The sequence below is a fragment of the Rhodococcus sp. TAF43 genome (genome assembly GCF_052113525.1).
Classification (GTDB): domain Bacteria; phylum Actinomycetota; class Actinomycetes; order Mycobacteriales; family Mycobacteriaceae; genus Prescottella.
In genome coordinates, this window is the sequence record NZ_JBFRDL010000011.1 from 80704 (window position 1) to 97236 (window position 16533).

The window sequence follows — 16533 nt, forward strand, 5'->3', positions numbered from 1 at the left end:
CACCAGCCAGTTTGCGGCCCGCGGGAAGCGAGAGGAGCGGCATCATGACGGAGGACGCGTCGTCGGGTGGTTTCCCGGACCTACAACGGGCTGCCCTACATCGGCCTGATCGAGGACGTGCGAGAGAGGTCGCCCGATGACTGACTGCCGAATCGCCGAGGTCGGGTTCACTGACACACACATCGTGCTGGCGCTCACGAACGGCGACGTACTGACGACCCCGATCGTGCGGTACATCCGCGTCGAGAAGGCGACACCCGCCGAGCGCGCCCGCTGGGTGCTCGCCGACGACGGGCACGGTGTGAACTGGCCGGAGCTGTGGAAACCCGACGACGAGGGCATGGTGAGCGTCTGGGAGATCCTCCAGAACCGGCTCTACGAGGCCGCGCTCGGTCGCTTGCAGCAGGCCGGCTGGGACGTGGATACCGTGTCGCAGCGCGACCACGAGCTGGTCGCCCTGTGGCGCCTGGAGGCCGACGTCAACAACGGCGGGTTCTTGCAGTTCTTCGGAAACTGGGGCGAGCGAAACCATCTCACCGCTGTCGCCGCGCTCGACCTGATCGGTGCACGCAGGGCCGCAGAGCTCGTCCGCAGGATGTACGCGGTGATCGAGCCGTACGCCGACGAGGTCGTCTCACTCGCCGATCTTCCGGGTCTGCTCACCGACGCCGACCACGACCGGCTGCAGGAGCTCGACGAGGCGTTCTGGGAGTACCCAGACCGGCTCGCGCGGCTCGTCGTGCAGCACTACGGCGTCGACACACACGACGACGGTGGCACACGATGATCACGACCGAAGAGATCGAACGCCGCACCGACGGCGACCGGCTGCCGCTTCTGACGCTGTCCGAGTTCTTCGACGGAAACACCCAGGAGGATTCCTTAGCGCCGAACCAGTGGGGCTACGGTCGTTCGCCGCTCGCGGAGATCGCCACGCGACTACGTGTACTCGAGGCGTCCTCCGACATCGCCTGGGTGCGTGTCGAGTTGCACCCCGACACCGGCGACGGCGTGATCGAGGCACCGCACGGAGGCGCGCCATGACCGAATCTGAATCACGTGCATTCGTCCCGACAGTGGGGGATGTTCTCGTGTTTCCCATCGAGCGGATCGACCGGTACGGGGCGTGTCAGGTCGTCGCGGCCGACGAGACCGAGCGGCTGGCAACGGTCGCGGTGCTCGCGTGGACGGGCGCAGCGGTGCCGGACGTCACCGCGTTGGCCGGCGTGCCACGGATGGTGAAGGACTTCATGTTCTGGCGCCCCGAGGAGGTCGTGATGGAGGTGGCGCTCCCGGTGCCCGAGTCGTATCGGCGGATCGGGAGTCTGCCCGTGACCGGCGAGACCGTCTCGCGGTCCTCCGGGTCATGGGATTTCGAGCACGACATCGCGCGCCAGCATCGGTGGGACGTCACGCCGACCGAAACGACCTCGGCGTTCAAGGCGGCCCTGGACAGCGAGGAGATCGCGACAACTCCGGGCCTCGTCTACGCGCGCAACGGTGACCCGTACGAGGCGCGCTTGGCCGCGGCGCGCAGCTTCAGAGACGACGCCGGGTACCGGGTCGGCGACGATTTCTGCATGGAGTCGCTGCGGGCCTGGCCCGCGCTGTACCAGGTCACACTCCACTCCTGGCGCGATGACCTCGTGCCGTTCCTGGAATCGTCCCCGCTGGTCAACGAGTTGACCCTCACCGGGCACGGCCGGCGTGAACTCGACCTCTCCCGCACGAGCCTGGACCGACTGTCGGTGGACATCACGGGGCTGGAACGACTCGTACTCCCGCCGAGCCTGGACCTTCTGCTCCTGCACGGCGCGGGTGCGGTGAATCGCTTCGACTCGCGCGACGGTCTGCTCGACGGCCCGAGCGCCGAGACACCCGAGGCGCTCGCGATGCTGCAGGTCGTCGCCGATCAGGACGGCCGCTGGATCTCGGTGCAACTCACCGGGACGGTGCCGCCGGTGCGCGGACTCGACCGCGTGCAGGGACTGCGGATCGGAGCCATCGACGACCTGGACATCTCCGATGTCGCCGAGTGCTTCCCGAACACTTCCTGGCTGCACCTGTTCGGTGCGCCCGGTCTGCTCCGCGGACTGTCCGAGTTGCCGGCGCTGCCGACCTTGGAGACGCTGTGGCTGTGCGACCTGTTCGGCTACGAGCCCGGCGACTTCCCGGGGCCGGGCGAGCTGCCGGCGCTCACGAGCCTCGACCTCGACAGCATCCCGACCGACGTCGCCACCCGCGTGCGCGCGATGTACAAGAAGGCGTCGCACGTCTCGCTGAGCGTGCGCAGGCCCCGCAAACCCGAGTGGCTGGCCGAGAACTTCGAGAACCCGCTGCGGCACTGGGACGGACGCGACGGCATCCCGGCAGCAACAGCGAAGCAGGCCCGCACCGCATTCGTCACGGCGCTGCGGCAGGTGCGCGACGCCGACGCGTCCCGCACCGACGAGACCGGCTACGCGAAGACCGTGACGGCCTCGGTCACCGAATTCCTCGACGTCATCTCGGGCCTCAACCGCAAGCGCCAGTTCCTGTACACCCTGGAACGCGACGAGGTGATCGACGCCGTCGACACCCTGACCACCGGTCTCCCGCCCGAGGCCAACCGCACTCTCGAACCGCTCATCGAGGAGGCACTCGACGACTGAACACCGCCGGGTCCTCGAACGGGAGCCAGTGACCGCTATGCCTCGCCACCGACGGACCAAGGAGCCGGATCCAGGGCCGCGCGCAGCGACAGTTCCCAGGACCGCGAGCCGCGGTCGAGGAAATCGTTGTGGCCCTCCCCAGGCACCTCCCACAGCACCGCCCGATCCCCCGCCGCGACGGCCCTCTCCACGTACACGCGGCTGCCCGAGGCCGGGATACGCAGGTCCTCGGCACCGTGGAGGCACACCGTCGGGATCCCGGTCGGGACCCGGTGCAGTGGGGAGGCGTCGAGATAGATCTGCGGATCGCTCGCGTGGTCCACCCCGAACAGATCTTCGAGGACGACGCCGCCACGCCGGGTCGCGGACCGCGAGGCCAGGTCCAGGGCCCCGGCCTGGGACACCACCCGCTCGGGTCGGACGAGCGAATCTCGTTGCCCGGCAACCCAGACCGCGAGTTGCGCACCGGCCGAATGGCCGACGATCCGGACGTTGCCGAGATCCAGCGGAATCGGCGAGTGCTCCGGCAACAGCGTCGCGGTCGCGGCGAGCGCGGCAGCGATGTCCGCGCTCGTCTCGGCCCAGCGGCCGCCGGCACCGACACGGCGGTACTCGACGTTCCATGCCGCGACACCACGCCGGGCGAGCTCGACCGCAAACGCGGTCGCCAGATTCAGGTGGAAGTCGGCACTCCAATAGCCACCGTGGATCAGCATCACCACCGGCACCGGCACCGGCGCCTGCGCGCCGTTCGGAAGGTAGAGATGCCCGAACTGCTGTGGTTCGGGGCCGTACTCGATCTTCGTTCTGCTCATGACTATTGGAGCGGTGCCGTCGTCCAGCGATCCGTCAGCACACCGATCGCACCCAACGCGACGGCCGCGGCCGTCGACGTCCGCAGCACCGTCGGACCCAGCAGGACCGCGGTCGCGCCGGCCGCGGTGAGCGCGGCGACCTCGTCGTCGGATAGCCCGCCCTCGGGGCCGACGACCAGCATCACCTCGGGGGCGTCCCGCAGTGGGAGCGACGCGAGCGGCAACTGCGCCGACTCGTGCAGCACGGCGACGACGCCACCGCGTCCGACCACGTCGCGCACCCGCTCGAGCACCTGCGGGGTGTGATGGAGTTCGGCGACCTCGGGGACCAACGCACGGCGCGCCTGCTTGGCCGCGGCCACCGCGGTGTTCCGCCAGCGCGTGACACCCTTCTGAGTCTTGGCGCCCTCCCAGCGGGCCACGCACCGCGACGACTGCCACGGCACCACCGCGTCGATCCCGGCCTCGGTGGCCAGCTCGACGGCCAACTCGGAGCGTTCGGCCTTGGGCAGCGCCTGCACCAGCGTCACCGCCGGCGACGGCGGCCGCTGATCGCGGCGCGCGGTCACCTCGAGGTCGAGCCGGTCCTTTGCAGCGGCCGTGACCGTCGCGTCGGCGATCCCACCGCGACCGTCGGCGAGGAGCAGTCGCTCCCCCGGCTTGATGCGCCGCACCGTCGCGGCGTGACGGCCCTCGGGCCCGTCGAGCACGGCAAGCTGCCCGACGTCGGGCAGCGGATCGAGATAGAAGACGGTGGCGGCCATCAGCGGACCCCGCGTCGGTCAGCGTCCACTGAACGCATCACGCAGGCGGGAGAACAGGCCCCCGCTGTTCTGCGAACCGGTGGACACGACCTCTGCGTGGTCGCGGTCGCGGTGGTTCTTGAACTCCTGCAGCAGCTTGCTCTGCTTGCCGTCGAGGCGCGACGGGATCACCACCTCGAGGTGGGCGTGCACGTCGCCGCGGACACCCGAGCGCAGCTTCGGCATCCCGTGGCCGCGCAGGATCGACACCGATCCGGGCTGGGTGCCGGGGTCGACGGTGATCTCGGTGGGTCCGTCGATGATGGTGTCGAGCGTGACCGAGGTGCCGAGCGCGGCGTCGACCATGGGGACGCGGATGGTGCAGTGCAGGTCGTCGCCGTCGCGGACGAACACGTCGTGCGGCTGCTCGATCACCTCGACGTACAGGTCGCCGGGGTGGCCGCCGCCGGGGCCGACCTCACCCTGCGCAGCGAGCCGGATACGCATGCCGTTGCTGACACCGGCGGGCACCTTGACGGAGATGTCGCGGCGGGCGCGGACGCGGCCGTCGCCGCCGCACTTGTGGCAGGGGTCCGGGATGGTCTCACCGGCGCCACGGCACGTCGGACACGGACGCGACGTCATCACCTGGCCGAGGAACGACCGCTGCACGGACTGGACCTCACCCGCGCCGCCACACGTCTCGCAGCGGACCGGCTGCGAATCGCCGTGCGTGCCCGAGCCGGTGCAGCTGTCGCACAGGATCGCGGTGTCGACGGTGATGTGCTTGGTGACACCGGTGGCGCACTCGTCGAGGGTCAGCTTGGTGCGCAGCAGCGAATCGGCGCCCGGCTGCACGCGCCCCTTGGGCCCGCGACCGCCGCCACCGCCGCCACCGAAGAACGCCTCGAAGACGTCACCGAGACCACCGAAACCGGCTCCACCGAAGCCACCGGCACCCGCGCCACCGCCGGACTCCATCGGATCGCCGCCGAGATCGACGATGCGCCGCTTCTCCGGATCCGTGAGCACCTCGTACGCAGTGGAGACCTCGCGGAACCGCGCCTGCGCCGACTCGTCCGGGTTGACGTCGGGGTGCAGCTCGCGGGCGAGCTTCCGGTATGCGCGCTTGATCTCCTGGTCGGTCGCGTTCGGCCCGACGCCGAGCGTGCCGTAGTAATCCCGTGCCACTTTGGGTATCTCGTCCTTCTCTACTTCGTTCGCATCACACGGTGAGCAGCTCCGGTGCCGGAAGATCCGGGACCGGTGCGGGTGCCCGGCCGCACGCTATCGCTCGGCGAGTACCTCGCCGATGTACCTGGCAACGGCAGCCACCGAGGCAATTGTTCCCGGATAGTCCATCCGAGTCGGTCCGAGGACCCCCACACCGCCGAGGACGGTGCCGGCGGCCCCGTAACCGGTGGAGACCACCGACGTGCCGCGCATCTCCGCGACCTGGGTCTCCTCGCCGATCCGCACGGTCACGCGACCGGCATCCTGGGTGGCGGCCAACAGCTTGAGCACCACCACCTGCTCTTCGAGCGCCTCGAGCACCGAACGCAGCGACCCCGGCAATCCTGCCTGCATCGTGAAGTCGGCCGCATTGCGGGTGAGGTTGGCGGTGCCGCCGAGGACCAGCCGATCCTCGGGATGCTCCACCAGCGTCTCGACCAGCACAGTCGCCGACCGGACCACGGCGTCACGCAGGTTCTCCGGCGCATCCTCCGCGAGTTCGGACACCGCGATGGACGCCGCCGCGAGTCGCTTGCCCTCGAGCGCCCCGCCGAGCAGGGCCCGCAACCGCGACAGGTCCTCCTCGTCGATCACGTCACCGAGCTCGACGATCCGCTGGTCGACGCGCCCCGAGTCGGTGATCAGCACCAGCAGCAGGCGTGCCGGCGTGAGCGCCACCACCTCGAGGTGACGCACCGACGACGCCGACAACGTCGGGTACTGCACGACGGCGACCTGGCGGGTGAGTTGTGCGAGCAATCGCACACCGCGACGCAGGACGTCATCCAGGTCCACACCGGACTCGAGGAACTCGAGGATGGCGCGCCGCTCGGCCGACGACAGCGGCTTGACCTGGGCGATGCGGTCGACGAACTGCCGGTACCCCTTGTCGGTGGGCACCCGGCCCGAACTGGTGTGCGGCTGCGTGATGTAGCCCTCGGCCTCGAGTACCGCCATGTCGTTCCGGATCGTCGCGCTGGAAACGCCCAGGTTGTGGCGTTCCACCAGCGCCTTCGATCCGATGGGCTCCTGGGTGGCGACATAGTCGGCGACGATCGCCCGGAGAACCTCGAATCTCCGTTCATCCGTACTCGACACCGCTGCCCACCTCCACTTCGCCACGAGAACGGGACCCGACGTGGTGGCCCCCGGTACGCGGGCACCGCCGTGCTTCGTGCCCACCTCGCTACCCAGTCTAATGGCCGGCGCGATTCCGAACGCCGCAGGCCGCGCCGGGCATTCGGTACGAACCGAACAGCCGTCGCAGGCCGTAGGGTGACCGTCGGGGTGACCGGCATTGGTGATCCGGTCCACACGAGGAACTCAGGCGGCTAGAGCGATGATCTTCAAGGGTGTCAGGGACGGCAAGCCGTATCCGGAGCACGGGTTGACGCTGCGGGACTGGGCGCAGATCCCCCCGCGCCAGGTGCGACTGGACGAGATCGTCACCACCACGAGAGTCCTGGAACTCGATCGACTGCTGTCGGAGGACTCCACGTTCTACGGCGACCTGTTCCCGCACGCGGTGCTGTGGGAGGGCAACATCTACCTCGAGGACGGCGTCCACCACGCGGTCCGGTCCGCCCTGCGCAATCGCGTCGTCCTGCACGCCCGGGTCTACGACTACGACGCCGCCCTCGCCGACGACTGATACCCCCGCCCCTCCGGTTCAGTCGAGGACGTCCCGGACCACGGCGTCGGCGAGCAGCCGACCGCGGTCAGTGAGGATCAGGTGGTCGTCGGCGATCGTCGCGAGTCCGTCGGCGACGACCCGCTCGGCGGCCGCACGCTCACCCTCGGACAGGTCCGCCAGCGGCAACCCGGTCCGCAGCCGCACGGTGAGCATCACCCGCTCCACGTGCACGTCCTCGGCACTGAGGGTCTCGCTGCCGCCGACCGGCAGCTCCCCGGCGGACAGGCGGTCCGCGTACCGCGCGGGGTGCTTGACGTTCCACCACCGCACTCCGCCGATGTGACTGTGCGCTCCGGGGCCGGCGCCCCACCAGTCGCCGCCGTCCCAGTAGCCCAGGTTGTGGAAGCAGCGGGCGTCGTCGTCGGCCGCCCAGTTCGACACCTCGTACCAGCGCAGGCCCGCCTCGGCGAGACGCGCGTCGATGCGCTCGTAGCGGGACGCGAGGACGTCGTCGTCGGGAGCAGGCAGCTCGCCGCGCCGGACCTTGCGGGCCAGCGCGGTGCCGTCCTCGACGATGAGCGCGTACGCGGACACATGGTCGACGCCGGCACCGAGCACCGCGTCGAGCGAGGCGTCCAGGTCGGCGTCGCCCTCTCCGGGCGTGCCGTAGATGAGATCCAGGTTGACGTGGTCGAACCCGGCTGCGCGCGCCTCACGCGCGGCGGCCACGGCCCGCCCCGGCGTGTGGGTGCGGTCGAGGACCTTGAGCACGTGCGGTGCCGCGGACTGCATCCCGAGCGAGATCCGCGTGTAGCCGGCGCCGCGCAGCGCGCCGAAGAACTCGGGTGACGTGGACTCGGGATTCGACTCGGTGGTGACCTCCGCCCCGGGAGCCAGCCCGAAGCTGCCGCGCACGGCCCCGAGAACCTCCGCCAAACCGTCCGCACCGAGCAGCGAGGGCGTGCCCCCACCCACGAAGACGGTGTCGACCGCGGGCCCACCCGTGATGTCGGCGGCCTGCGCCAACTCCCGCTTCAGAGCCTCGAGCCAGGACTGCGGGGACGCGGACGTGCCCAGCTCCCCCGCGGTGTAGGTGTTGAAATCGCAGTAGCCGCACCGCGTGGCGCAGAACGGCACGTGGACGTAGATCCCGAACGGACGCGTCCCCACTCCCGCCAGGGCCGAGTCGGGAAGCTCGAAGGGTATCGAGTCGACGGCAGGGGTCGAGGCAGCAGATCCACTCACGTCTCCAGTGTCCCAGCCGCCGTCATCGGCGCCACGTTCCCCCACGAGATCGGGACATTTCCCGAGAATTTGGGGGAAATATGTCCCCAGTGGTCGGCAGACGGCAAATCCCATGGCAGAATGGCCGCCATGACAGATACCGGGGTGCGATTGGTGGCCAGACGCCACGTCGACCTCAAGCGTGTCTGTAGCTGTTGTTGTCTGCCCTGCGGCGTGTAAAGCAGCCCGGCGTCCCCCTGCCCTGAGTGCAGTCGACGCTCGCCTGTGTTCGTCTCCCCGTTTCTGCCCGCTTATCCCGGCCGGCCGAGGACGATCCCCGCGAGGAAACAGCCCTCCTCCCCTGTCTTCGACCGGTGCACCGTGAGATTCACGAAATTCAGGAGCACCCATGACGTCGACCACCGACGCCGAATCTGCCGTGAGCCCGCCGGCGCGCACCGCGCGTCCGAAGAAGCGTGTCTCCGAGGGCCAGTGGGCCCTCGGCTACCGCGAGCCGCTCAACGCGAACGAGCAGATCAAGAAGGACGACAACCCGCTCAACGTCCGCGCGCGCATCGAGAACATCTACTCGAAGCAGGGTTTCGACAGCATCGACAAGGCCGACCTGCGCGGGCGTATGCGCTGGTGGGGCCTGTACACGCAGCGCGAAGAGGGCTACGACGGCACCTTCACCGGCGACGAGAACATCGACCTGCTCGAGGCCAAGTACTTCATGATGCGGGTGCGGTGCGACGCGGGCGCGCTCACCGCCGAGCAACTGCGCACGGTCGGCGAACTGTCCACCGAGTTCGGTCGTGACACCGCCGACCTCTCGGACCGCGAGAACGTCCAGTACCACTGGATCGAGATCGAGAACGTCCCGGAGATCTGGAAGCGACTCGAGGCCGTCGGACTCAAGACCACCGAGGCGTGCGGCGACTGCCCGCGCGTCGTGCTCGGCTCTCCCCTGGCCGGCGAGTCGTTCGACGAGGTCCTCGACCCGACGCCGGCGATCGACGAGATCGTCCGCCGCTACATCGGCGATCCCGAATACTCGAACCTGCCGCGCAAGTTCAAGACAGCGATCTCCGGACAGCAGGACGTGGTGCACGAGATCAACGACGTCGCGTTCGTGGGCGTCAACCACCCCGAGCACGGCCCGGGCCTGGACCTGTGGGTGGGCGGCGGCCTGTCGACCAACCCCATGCTGGCGCAGCGTGTCGGCGTGTGGGTGCCGCTGGACGAGGTCCCGGACGTGTGGGAGGCCGTGGTCTCGATCTTCCGCGACTACGGCTACCGCCGTCTGCGTGCGAAGGCGCGGCTGAAGTTCCTGATCAAGGATTGGGGAATCGAGAAGTTCCGTGAGGTGCTCGAGACCGAGTACCTGAAGCGCAAGCTCATCGACGGCCTCGCGCCGGAGAAGCCGGAGCGCCCGATCGATCACATCGGTGTCCAGAAGCTGCGTAACGGCCTCAACGCGATCGGGTTCTCCCCCATCGCCGGTCGTGTGTCGGGCACGATCCTCACCAAGGTGGCCGACGCGGCGGAGCGGATCGGTTCCGACCGCATCCGCTTCACGCCCTACCAGAAGCTGATCGTGCTCGACGTCGCCGACGACAAGGTCGAGGAGCTGATCGCCGAACTGCAGCCGCTCGGCCTGCACGCGCGGCCGTCGCACTGGCGCCGGAACCTGCTGGCGTGCAGCGGTATCGAGTTCTGCAAACTGTCGTTCGTGGAGACCCGCAAGCGCTCGCAGGTGCTCGCACCCGAGCTCGAGGAGCGGCTCGCGGACATCAACGCCCAGCTCGACGTCCCGATCACGATCAACATCAACGGCTGCCCCAACTCGTGCGGCCGGTCCCAGATCGCCGACATCGGCTTCAAGGGCCAGTTGGTCGACGACGGCGAGGGCAACCAGATCGAGGGCTTCCAGGTGCACCTGGGCGGCAGCCTCGGCCTGGACAGCGCCTTCGGCCGGAAGCTGCGCCAGCACAAGGTGACCAGCGCGGAACTCGGCGACTACATCGACCGGGTGGTGCGCAACTTCGTGAAGCACCGCAACGAGGGTGAACGCTTCGCACAGTGGGCAGTTCGAGCAGACGAGGGGGATTTGCGATGACGGTTGATCTGACGACGGCGACCGAGGACGACCTCCGCGCGTTGGCCGCGCGGGGTGCCACGGAACTGGACGGCGCCTCCGCGCGGGAACTGCTGCGGTGGACGGAGGACACCTTCGGGGCCGGGGCGAGCGAAGCGACGGGGTATCGCAACAGCTACATCGTGGCATCCAACATGCAGGACGGGGTGCTCGTTCACCTTGCGGCACAGGTTCATCCCGGCGTGGACGTGCTGTTCCTGGAGACCGGCTACCACTTCCCGGAGACCATCGGCACCCGCGACGCGGTGGAGCAGGTGTACGGCGTCAACGTCATCAACGCGCAGGCCGAGGCCTCGGTCGCCGAGCAGGACGCGGCCGAGGGCAAGGACCTGTTCGCCCGCGAGCCCAATCGCTGCTGCGCGCTGCGCAAGGTCGCGCCGCTGAAGGCGACGCTGAAGAACTACCGGGCGTGGGTCACCGGCATCCGCCGGGTCGAGTCCCCCACCCGGGCGAACGCCCCGCTGATCTCCTTCGACGAGGCGTTCGGACTGGTGAAGATCAATCCCATCGCCGCATGGTCGGACGACGACATGCAGGCGTACATCGACGAGCATTCGATCCTGGTGAATCCGCTCGTCGACGAGGGATATCCGTCCATCGGGTGCGCTCCGTGCACCGCCAAACCTCTCCCCGGCGCCGATCCGCGTAGCGGTCGGTGGGCCGGTTCCGCCAAGACAGAATGCGGGTTGCACGCCTCATGACAATCGACATCTCACTCCCCGAGCCGCGGCTTCAGCTGGACGGCACCAAGTTCGACACCCTCGACGCCCTCGAGTCCGAGGCCATCCACATCTTCCGTGAGGTGGCGGGCGAGTTCGAGCGCCCCGTGATCCTGTTCTCGGGCGGCAAGGACTCGACGGTGCTGCTGCACCTCGCGATCAAGGCCTTCTGGCCGGCGCCGCTGCCGTTCGCGCTGCTGCACGTGGACACCGGGCACAACCTGCAGGAGGTGCTCGACTTCCGCGACCACGTGGTCGCGAAGTACAACCTGCGCCTGCACGTGGCCAAGGTCGAGGACTACCTCGCCGACGGCCGGCTCACCGAACGCCCCGACGGCATCCGCAACCCGTTGCAGACGGTCCCGCTGCTGGACGCGATCGCCGAGAACCGCTTCGACGCGGTGTTCGGCGGCGCCCGCCGCGACGAGGAGCGGGCCCGCGCCAAGGAGCGGATCTTCTCGCTGCGCAACGCGTTCGGCCAGTGGGATCCCAAGAAGCAGCGCCCCGAGCTGTGGAACCTGTACAACGGCCGGCACTCCCCCGGCGAGCAGGTGCGCGTGTTCCCGCTCAGCAACTTCACCGAACTCGACATCTGGCGCTACATCGCGCGCGACAACGTCGAGCTGGCCAGCATCTACTACGCGCACCAGCGTCCGGTCTACCAGCGCGACGGCATGTGGATGACGCCGGGCGTGTGGGGCGGACCGGCCGACGGCGAAGAGCTGCAGACGCTCTCGGTGCGCTACCGCACCGTCGGCGACGGCTCGACCACCGGCGCGGTCCTGTCCGACGCCGCCGACAACGAGGCGATCCTCGCCGAGGTCGCCGCGTCGCGTCTCACCGAGCGCGGCGCCACCCGTGGTGACGACCGAGTTTCCGAAGCGGCCATGGAAGACCGCAAGCGAGAGGGCTACTTCTGATCATGAGCGACCTTCACGAGCGTAGCCAGCGGAGCGAGACGAAGCTCCTGCGCCTGGCTACGGCCGGCAGTGTCGACGACGGCAAGTCCACTCTCGTGGGCCGGCTGCTGTACGACACCAAATCCGTTCTGGCCGACCAGATCGACGCCGTCACCCGCGCGTCGGTCGACAAGGGCCTGTCCACCCCCGACCTGTCACTGCTCGTCGACGGCCTGCGCGCCGAACGCGAGCAGGGCATCACGATCGACGTCGCGTACCGCTACTTCGCGACCCCGCGCCGCTCGTTCGTCCTCGCCGACACCCCGGGGCACGTGCAATACACCCGCAACACCGTCTCGGGTGCCTCCACCGCGCAGCTTGTGATCCTGCTGGTCGACGCGCGCAAGGGCGTCATCTCGCAGACCCGCAAGCACGCCGCGGTGCTGGCGCTGCTCGGGGTGCCGCGACTGGTGCTGGCGGTCAACAAGATCGACCTCGTGGAGGATCCGGCGACGGTCTTCGCCGACATCTCCGCCGAGTTCCGGTCCCTGACCGGTTCGCTCGGCTGGGCCGCCGAGGACGTCCTGGAGATCCCGGTGTCCGCGCTGCACGGCGACAATGTCGCGGTGCGGTCGGAGAAGACGCCGTACTACGACGGGCCGACGCTGATCGAGCATCTGGAGTCGGTGCCGGTGGACAGCGACAATGAAGGCAAGCACGCTGTGGGCCTGCGCTTCCCGGTGCAGTACGTGATCCGTCCGCGCACCGCCGAGTTCCCGGACTACCGCGGCTACGCCGGACAGGTCGCGGCGGGGTCCGTCGCCCCCGGCGACGAGGTGGTGATCCTGCCGTCCGGAACCCGGACGACGGTCGCCCGGATCGATACCGCCGACGGCGAACTCGACTCCGCGCATGCGGGACGCAGTGTGACGCTGGTGCTCGCCGACGACGTGGACGTCTCGCGTGGCGATACCATCGCCTCGCCGATCTCCGCCCCCGAGCCGATCGACACGTTCGACGCCACCGTGTGCTGGCTGGYCGAGAAGCCGCTGCGGCCGGGTGCGCGTCTGCTGCTCAAGCACGGCACCCGCACCACGCAGGCCATCGTCGGGGCCCTCGTCGAGCGCCTCGACGAGCAGGAGCTGACGTCCGAGCTGAGCCCGGAAACCCTCGAGCTCAACGAGATCGGCAAGATCACGGTGCGCGTCGCGGAGCAGATCGTGGCGGACGACTACACCGTCAACCGCCACACCGGCTGCTTCCTGCTGATCGACCCGGCCGGCGGCAACACCCTCGCCGCCGGACTCGTCGGCGATGCGATCGCGGCCGTCGAACTCGGTGAGCGGGTCTGAGACCGTGACGCGGCTGATCACGGCGGCGATGCCGCCAATGATCGCTGTCGCCCACGGCAGCCGTGACCCCCGATCCGCTCGGGTGGTCTCGGCTGCCGTGGCGGCGATCCGCGCCCGGCGGCCGGAACTCGACGTGCGGCTGTGCTTCCTGGACCTGAACGCGCCGTCGGTCGATCAGGTGGTCGATGCGGTTGCCGCCGAGGGACATTCGTCGGCAGTCGCCGTCCCGTTGCTGCTCGGCAGCGCATTCCATGCTCGGGTGGATCTGCCCGGAATCCTCGCCGCTGCCCGGGCCCGGCATCCGCAGCTGACCGTGCTGCAGTCGGGCGTCCTCGGGCACGACCGTCGACTGATCGACGCGGTGCGCAGCCGGATCACCACGGCCGGCGCCACCGCCGACGACGCCGACACCGGGGTCGTGCTCGCGGCGGTCGGATCGTCACACACCGCCGCGAACGACGACACCCGTAGGCTGGCCGCGGTCCTCGCGGAGGGTACGCGGTGGGCCGGCGCTGTCACCTGTTTCGCGACCTCCGCGGAGCCCACCGTCGGTCAGGCAATCTCCCTGCTGCGCTCGAGAGGGGTCGAACGCATCGTGATCGCCCCGTGGTTCCTCGCTCCCGGCCGCCTCACCGACCGCCTCGGTGCCGCAGCATTGGCGGCTGCCCCCGAGGTGCTGTTCGCCGACACCATCGGTGCACACCCCCATCTCGCGGACGTCGCGCTCGATCGATACGAAGCAACGCTCGCCGTGGACGCCCGGATCGAACGGTCCGCTTGACGGTTCCTCGGTACTCGTTGCGGCTCAGGTGATGAGGCCTATTCCGGACAGGTCGGGCGTTGCGTGTCCGTCGCCATGCGCTGACCGCAATCGCCACTGCTGCCACCGACAGGAGATCGGAGACCGTCAGACCGTGTTCCGGGCTCAGGCTCCACAGGACACCGCCCTCCAACGGGCCGTTGGCGAACACCCACACGACCGCAACGGAAACCAGTGCTGTGGCGGCGGGCCGACTCGGCTTCGCCAGGCACCACGCCGAGAGAACAACCAAGATGTTCATCGTGAGGGCGGGATAGAAGTAGTCAGCCATCGAAAGTCTCCTGGTTCACACCGGCGATTGCGCACCATTCTCCCTTCTGCTCAGCCGGGCGAGCTGTTCGCCCCGTCCCGCTGAATCACGTTCGAAAGGCCATCCCGCGATCACCCAACGCCTCACCGAGGATCCGGATCGCCTTCGGGCCCACGCCGTGCATCGCAAGCAGTTCGGATTCGGTGTGCCGGGCAACGTCCTCGAGTGACGACAGTCCCGCACCGGCGAGCGCCCTGGTTGCGGGCCGACCGATCGCGGGAGGCAGGTCACCGCTGCCGGGCTCGGACACCTCGGGCATCGCCATCGCGGCCTTGCGGAGGTGACGGATCGTCGTCATACGAGGGATCGTAGGTGCCCGGACCGACGGCCGTGGCGTTCGGCACAACCGCTTTACCTCGAGTGAACTTCAGGTTCTAGCGTCGAGGACGACCCCCTGACGCCCCGACGAAGGACCTCGCGTTGACGACCGCCACCCCGATTTCTCAGCTCAACGGCGACTTCCGCCGGGCGTTCCGCGGCCACCCCGCCGGTGTCGCGATCATCACCGCGCAGGGCCACGACGGGCCTGTCGGACTGACGTCGTCGTCGGTGTCGTCCGTCGCGGTGGACCCGCCGATCCTCGGGTTCTCGCTGCAGTCCGATCGGGGCTCGGCCGCCGTCGTCGGATCCGCCGCCAGCTTCCTGGTGCACCTCCTGACCGCCGAGAACGTCGCCCTGGCACGGCTGTTCGCCACACCCGGGACCCGACGCTTCGGCCCCGAGATGTCCTGGTCGCACCTCGAGACCGGTGAACCCATGATCCACGGAACCGGGCACGTCCTGCGCTGTACGCCCCTGTCGAGCGTGCATGCCGGCCCGGCGACCGTTCTGACCGCCGCCGTGGAGGACATCTACGCACCCGAGCACCTCGGGGCGCCACTGGTATACCAGGACCGGAGCTACCACTGCGTGAGTCCGTGGACGGCACTCCCCTGATCATTCGCTCGTTCGACTCGTCGATAGTCGCGCGAAAATCTTTACCGCAGCTTTATTCTCGTGGCCATGCAGCGAACTCTCCGCCGAGCCCGCCGACGGGTCGGCGCCACGGCGTTCACCCTCGCCGCCACAGCATCACTCGCACTCACCACCGCCACCGCGCCGGCATCCGCAGCAACTCCGGTGCTCCCGAATCCGGGATCCGTGATCGGTGACCCCTGGGAACTCCAGACGGTCATGCGCGCCGCGGCCGCGGTCGTCGACCACAGCGCACCCGGCATGTCGATCGCGATCGTCAAGCCCGACCCACACCAGCCGGGCGAGTCGATCACCACGACCTATTACTTCGGGTTGGCGGACAAGGAGAACAAACACAAGGTCGGCCCGCAGACGCAGTTCGAGATCGCATCGGAGACCAAGACGTTCACGGGTGCACTGCTCGCGAAGAGGATCTATCGGGGCCTGGCGGAGCTCGACGACCCCGCCCAGGACTACGAGCAGAACGTCACGTTCCCGACGATGGACGGATCTGCCATCACGCTCGGGGATCTCGTCACCCACCGGTCCGGACTCACCGACGATCCGGGCAACCTGCATGCGGGCTGCCCGGGCGACGACCCCAAATGTGTGGACGCGAAGGCCCTGTACAACCGGACCCTCCTGTGGGAGGGGCTCGAGGCCCCCGGCACACTCGCGAATCCCCCAGGCTCGACGCAGATGGGCATGGCCTGGCAGCTGTACCCGGCACAGAAGGGCATCGCGTATCCCTACGCGTTCAAGGACGGCGCCTCGAACGGCAGCACCAGCGCCACCTACCTCCTGCCCTCCGCGGGTTGGGGCGTGACCGTGCTCGCGAACGGTAAGAACGTGCTTCCCGACGACCAGGAGAACCCGACGACCGATCTCGCCGCGCTCGAGCTGATGCGTGAACTGGCTCCCGCCGGCCCGCTGGCGGAGGGAAGCAGCAGCGGATCACTGTCCTTCGGTTCCCTCGGCTCCTGAACCGGTACCGGATACACGAAGGCCCGGCCCCGTGCGGG

At 69.0% G+C, this 16533-nt stretch carries 18 protein-coding genes; 12 read left to right on the forward strand and 6 right to left on the reverse strand.

What is annotated here, in order from left to right:
- The first annotated feature begins 136 nt into the window (after positions 1–136).
- The 3 genes from AB4Z09_RS09890 to AB4Z09_RS09900 are packed head-to-tail and all read left to right on the forward strand — an operon-like array spanning position 137 to position 2651.
- The gene (locus tag AB4Z09_RS09890; RefSeq protein WP_174911312.1) at positions 137–787 is read left to right on the forward strand and encodes a DMP19 family protein; all 651 of its coding nucleotides are present in this window, start codon (positions 137–139) and stop codon (positions 785–787) included.
- Positions 784–1044 (forward strand): hypothetical protein, encoded by a 261-nt coding sequence (locus AB4Z09_RS09895; protein WP_114719093.1) that lies wholly within the window; start codon positions 784–786, stop codon positions 1042–1044. Before AB4Z09_RS09890 ends, AB4Z09_RS09895 begins: the two co-directional genes overlap by 4 nt.
- Complete coding sequence (locus AB4Z09_RS09900; protein WP_174911315.1) at positions 1041–2651, forward strand: hypothetical protein; 1611 nt, start codon at positions 1041–1043, stop codon at positions 2649–2651. The genes AB4Z09_RS09895 and AB4Z09_RS09900 overlap by 4 nt, the downstream gene beginning before the upstream one ends.
- Positions 2652–2686: 35 nt before the next feature.
- On the opposite strand, the gene AB4Z09_RS09905 is transcribed toward AB4Z09_RS09900, so the two are convergent.
- From AB4Z09_RS09905 to hrcA, 4 genes are all read right to left on the reverse strand, one after another.
- Positions 2687–3466: an alpha/beta hydrolase family protein gene (locus AB4Z09_RS09905; protein WP_174911318.1), complete on the reverse strand. Its 780-nt coding sequence runs from the start codon at positions 3464–3466 to the stop codon at positions 2687–2689.
- Between the two features lie 2 nt (positions 3467–3468).
- On the reverse strand, positions 3469–4230 hold the full coding sequence (locus tag AB4Z09_RS09910) for a 16S rRNA (uracil(1498)-N(3))-methyltransferase (RefSeq protein WP_174911321.1): 762 nt from the start codon (positions 4228–4230) through the stop codon (positions 3469–3471).
- 18 nt (positions 4231–4248) lie between these two features.
- On the reverse strand, positions 4249–5400 hold the full coding sequence (gene dnaJ, locus AB4Z09_RS09915) for a molecular chaperone DnaJ (protein WP_114719089.1): 1152 nt from the start codon (positions 5398–5400) through the stop codon (positions 4249–4251).
- A gap of 96 nt (positions 5401–5496) precedes the next feature.
- Entirely contained in the window at positions 5497–6540 is a 1044-nt protein-coding gene (gene hrcA / locus AB4Z09_RS09920; RefSeq protein ID WP_114719393.1) for a heat-inducible transcriptional repressor HrcA, read from the reverse strand.
- A 241-nt stretch (positions 6541–6781) separates the two neighbouring features.
- On the opposite strand from hrcA, the gene AB4Z09_RS09925 reads away from it, so the two are divergent.
- Positions 6782–7093 carry a type II toxin-antitoxin system VapB family antitoxin gene (locus AB4Z09_RS09925; protein WP_031938276.1) on the forward strand — a complete coding sequence of 104 codons (312 nt, stop codon included), beginning with the start codon at positions 6782–6784 and terminating at the stop codon, positions 7091–7093.
- 18 nt (positions 7094–7111) lie between these two features.
- Here the strand turns inward: AB4Z09_RS09925 and hemW are convergent, their stop codons facing one another.
- Positions 7112–8320, reverse strand: a complete 1209-nt coding sequence (gene hemW, locus AB4Z09_RS09930) for a radical SAM family heme chaperone HemW (protein ID WP_254622570.1) — start codon at positions 8318–8320, stop codon at positions 7112–7114.
- Positions 8321–8449: 129 nt separating this feature from the next.
- Here hemW and AB4Z09_RS09935 point away from each other — a divergent pair, with 129 nt between their 5' ends.
- From AB4Z09_RS09935 to AB4Z09_RS09960, 6 genes are all read left to right on the forward strand, one after another.
- Positions 8450–8539 carry an Ms4527A family Cys-rich leader peptide gene (locus tag AB4Z09_RS09935; RefSeq protein WP_368076962.1) on the forward strand — a complete coding sequence of 30 codons (90 nt, stop codon included), beginning with the start codon at positions 8450–8452 and terminating at the stop codon, positions 8537–8539.
- Between the two features lie 169 nt (positions 8540–8708).
- Entirely contained in the window at positions 8709–10418 is a 1710-nt protein-coding gene (locus tag AB4Z09_RS09940; protein WP_174911327.1) for a nitrite/sulfite reductase, read from the forward strand.
- Complete coding sequence (locus AB4Z09_RS09945; RefSeq protein ID WP_174911330.1) at positions 10415–11158, forward strand: phosphoadenylyl-sulfate reductase; 744 nt, start codon at positions 10415–10417, stop codon at positions 11156–11158. Before AB4Z09_RS09940 ends, AB4Z09_RS09945 begins: the two co-directional genes overlap by 4 nt.
- Positions 11155–12096: a sulfate adenylyltransferase subunit CysD gene (cysD, locus tag AB4Z09_RS09950; RefSeq protein ID WP_174911333.1), complete on the forward strand. Its 942-nt coding sequence runs from the start codon at positions 11155–11157 to the stop codon at positions 12094–12096. The genes AB4Z09_RS09945 and cysD overlap by 4 nt, the downstream gene beginning before the upstream one ends.
- 2 nt (positions 12097–12098) lie before the next feature.
- Positions 12099–13427 carry a sulfate adenylyltransferase subunit 1 gene (locus AB4Z09_RS09955; protein ID WP_442239643.1) on the forward strand — a complete coding sequence of 443 codons (1329 nt, stop codon included), beginning with the start codon at positions 12099–12101 and terminating at the stop codon, positions 13425–13427.
- A 28-nt stretch (positions 13428–13455) separates the two neighbouring features.
- Entirely contained in the window at positions 13456–14208 is a 753-nt protein-coding gene (locus AB4Z09_RS09960; protein ID WP_174914818.1) for a sirohydrochlorin chelatase, read from the forward strand.
- A 395-nt stretch (positions 14209–14603) separates the two neighbouring features.
- Here AB4Z09_RS09960 and AB4Z09_RS09965 read toward each other — a convergent pair whose 3' ends face one another.
- Complete coding sequence (locus AB4Z09_RS09965) at positions 14604–14855, reverse strand: hypothetical protein (RefSeq protein ID WP_254622571.1); 252 nt, start codon at positions 14853–14855, stop codon at positions 14604–14606.
- Between the two features lie 122 nt (positions 14856–14977).
- Between AB4Z09_RS09965 and AB4Z09_RS09970 the strand changes: the two genes are divergently transcribed.
- Positions 14978–15493: a flavin reductase family protein gene (locus tag AB4Z09_RS09970; RefSeq protein ID WP_174911339.1), complete on the forward strand. Its 516-nt coding sequence runs from the start codon at positions 14978–14980 to the stop codon at positions 15491–15493.
- A gap of 66 nt (positions 15494–15559) precedes the next feature.
- Positions 15560–16495, forward strand: coding sequence for a serine hydrolase domain-containing protein (locus tag AB4Z09_RS09975; RefSeq protein WP_174911341.1), 936 nt, complete (start codon positions 15560–15562; stop codon positions 16493–16495).
- The last annotated feature ends 38 nt before the right edge of the window (positions 16496–16533 follow it).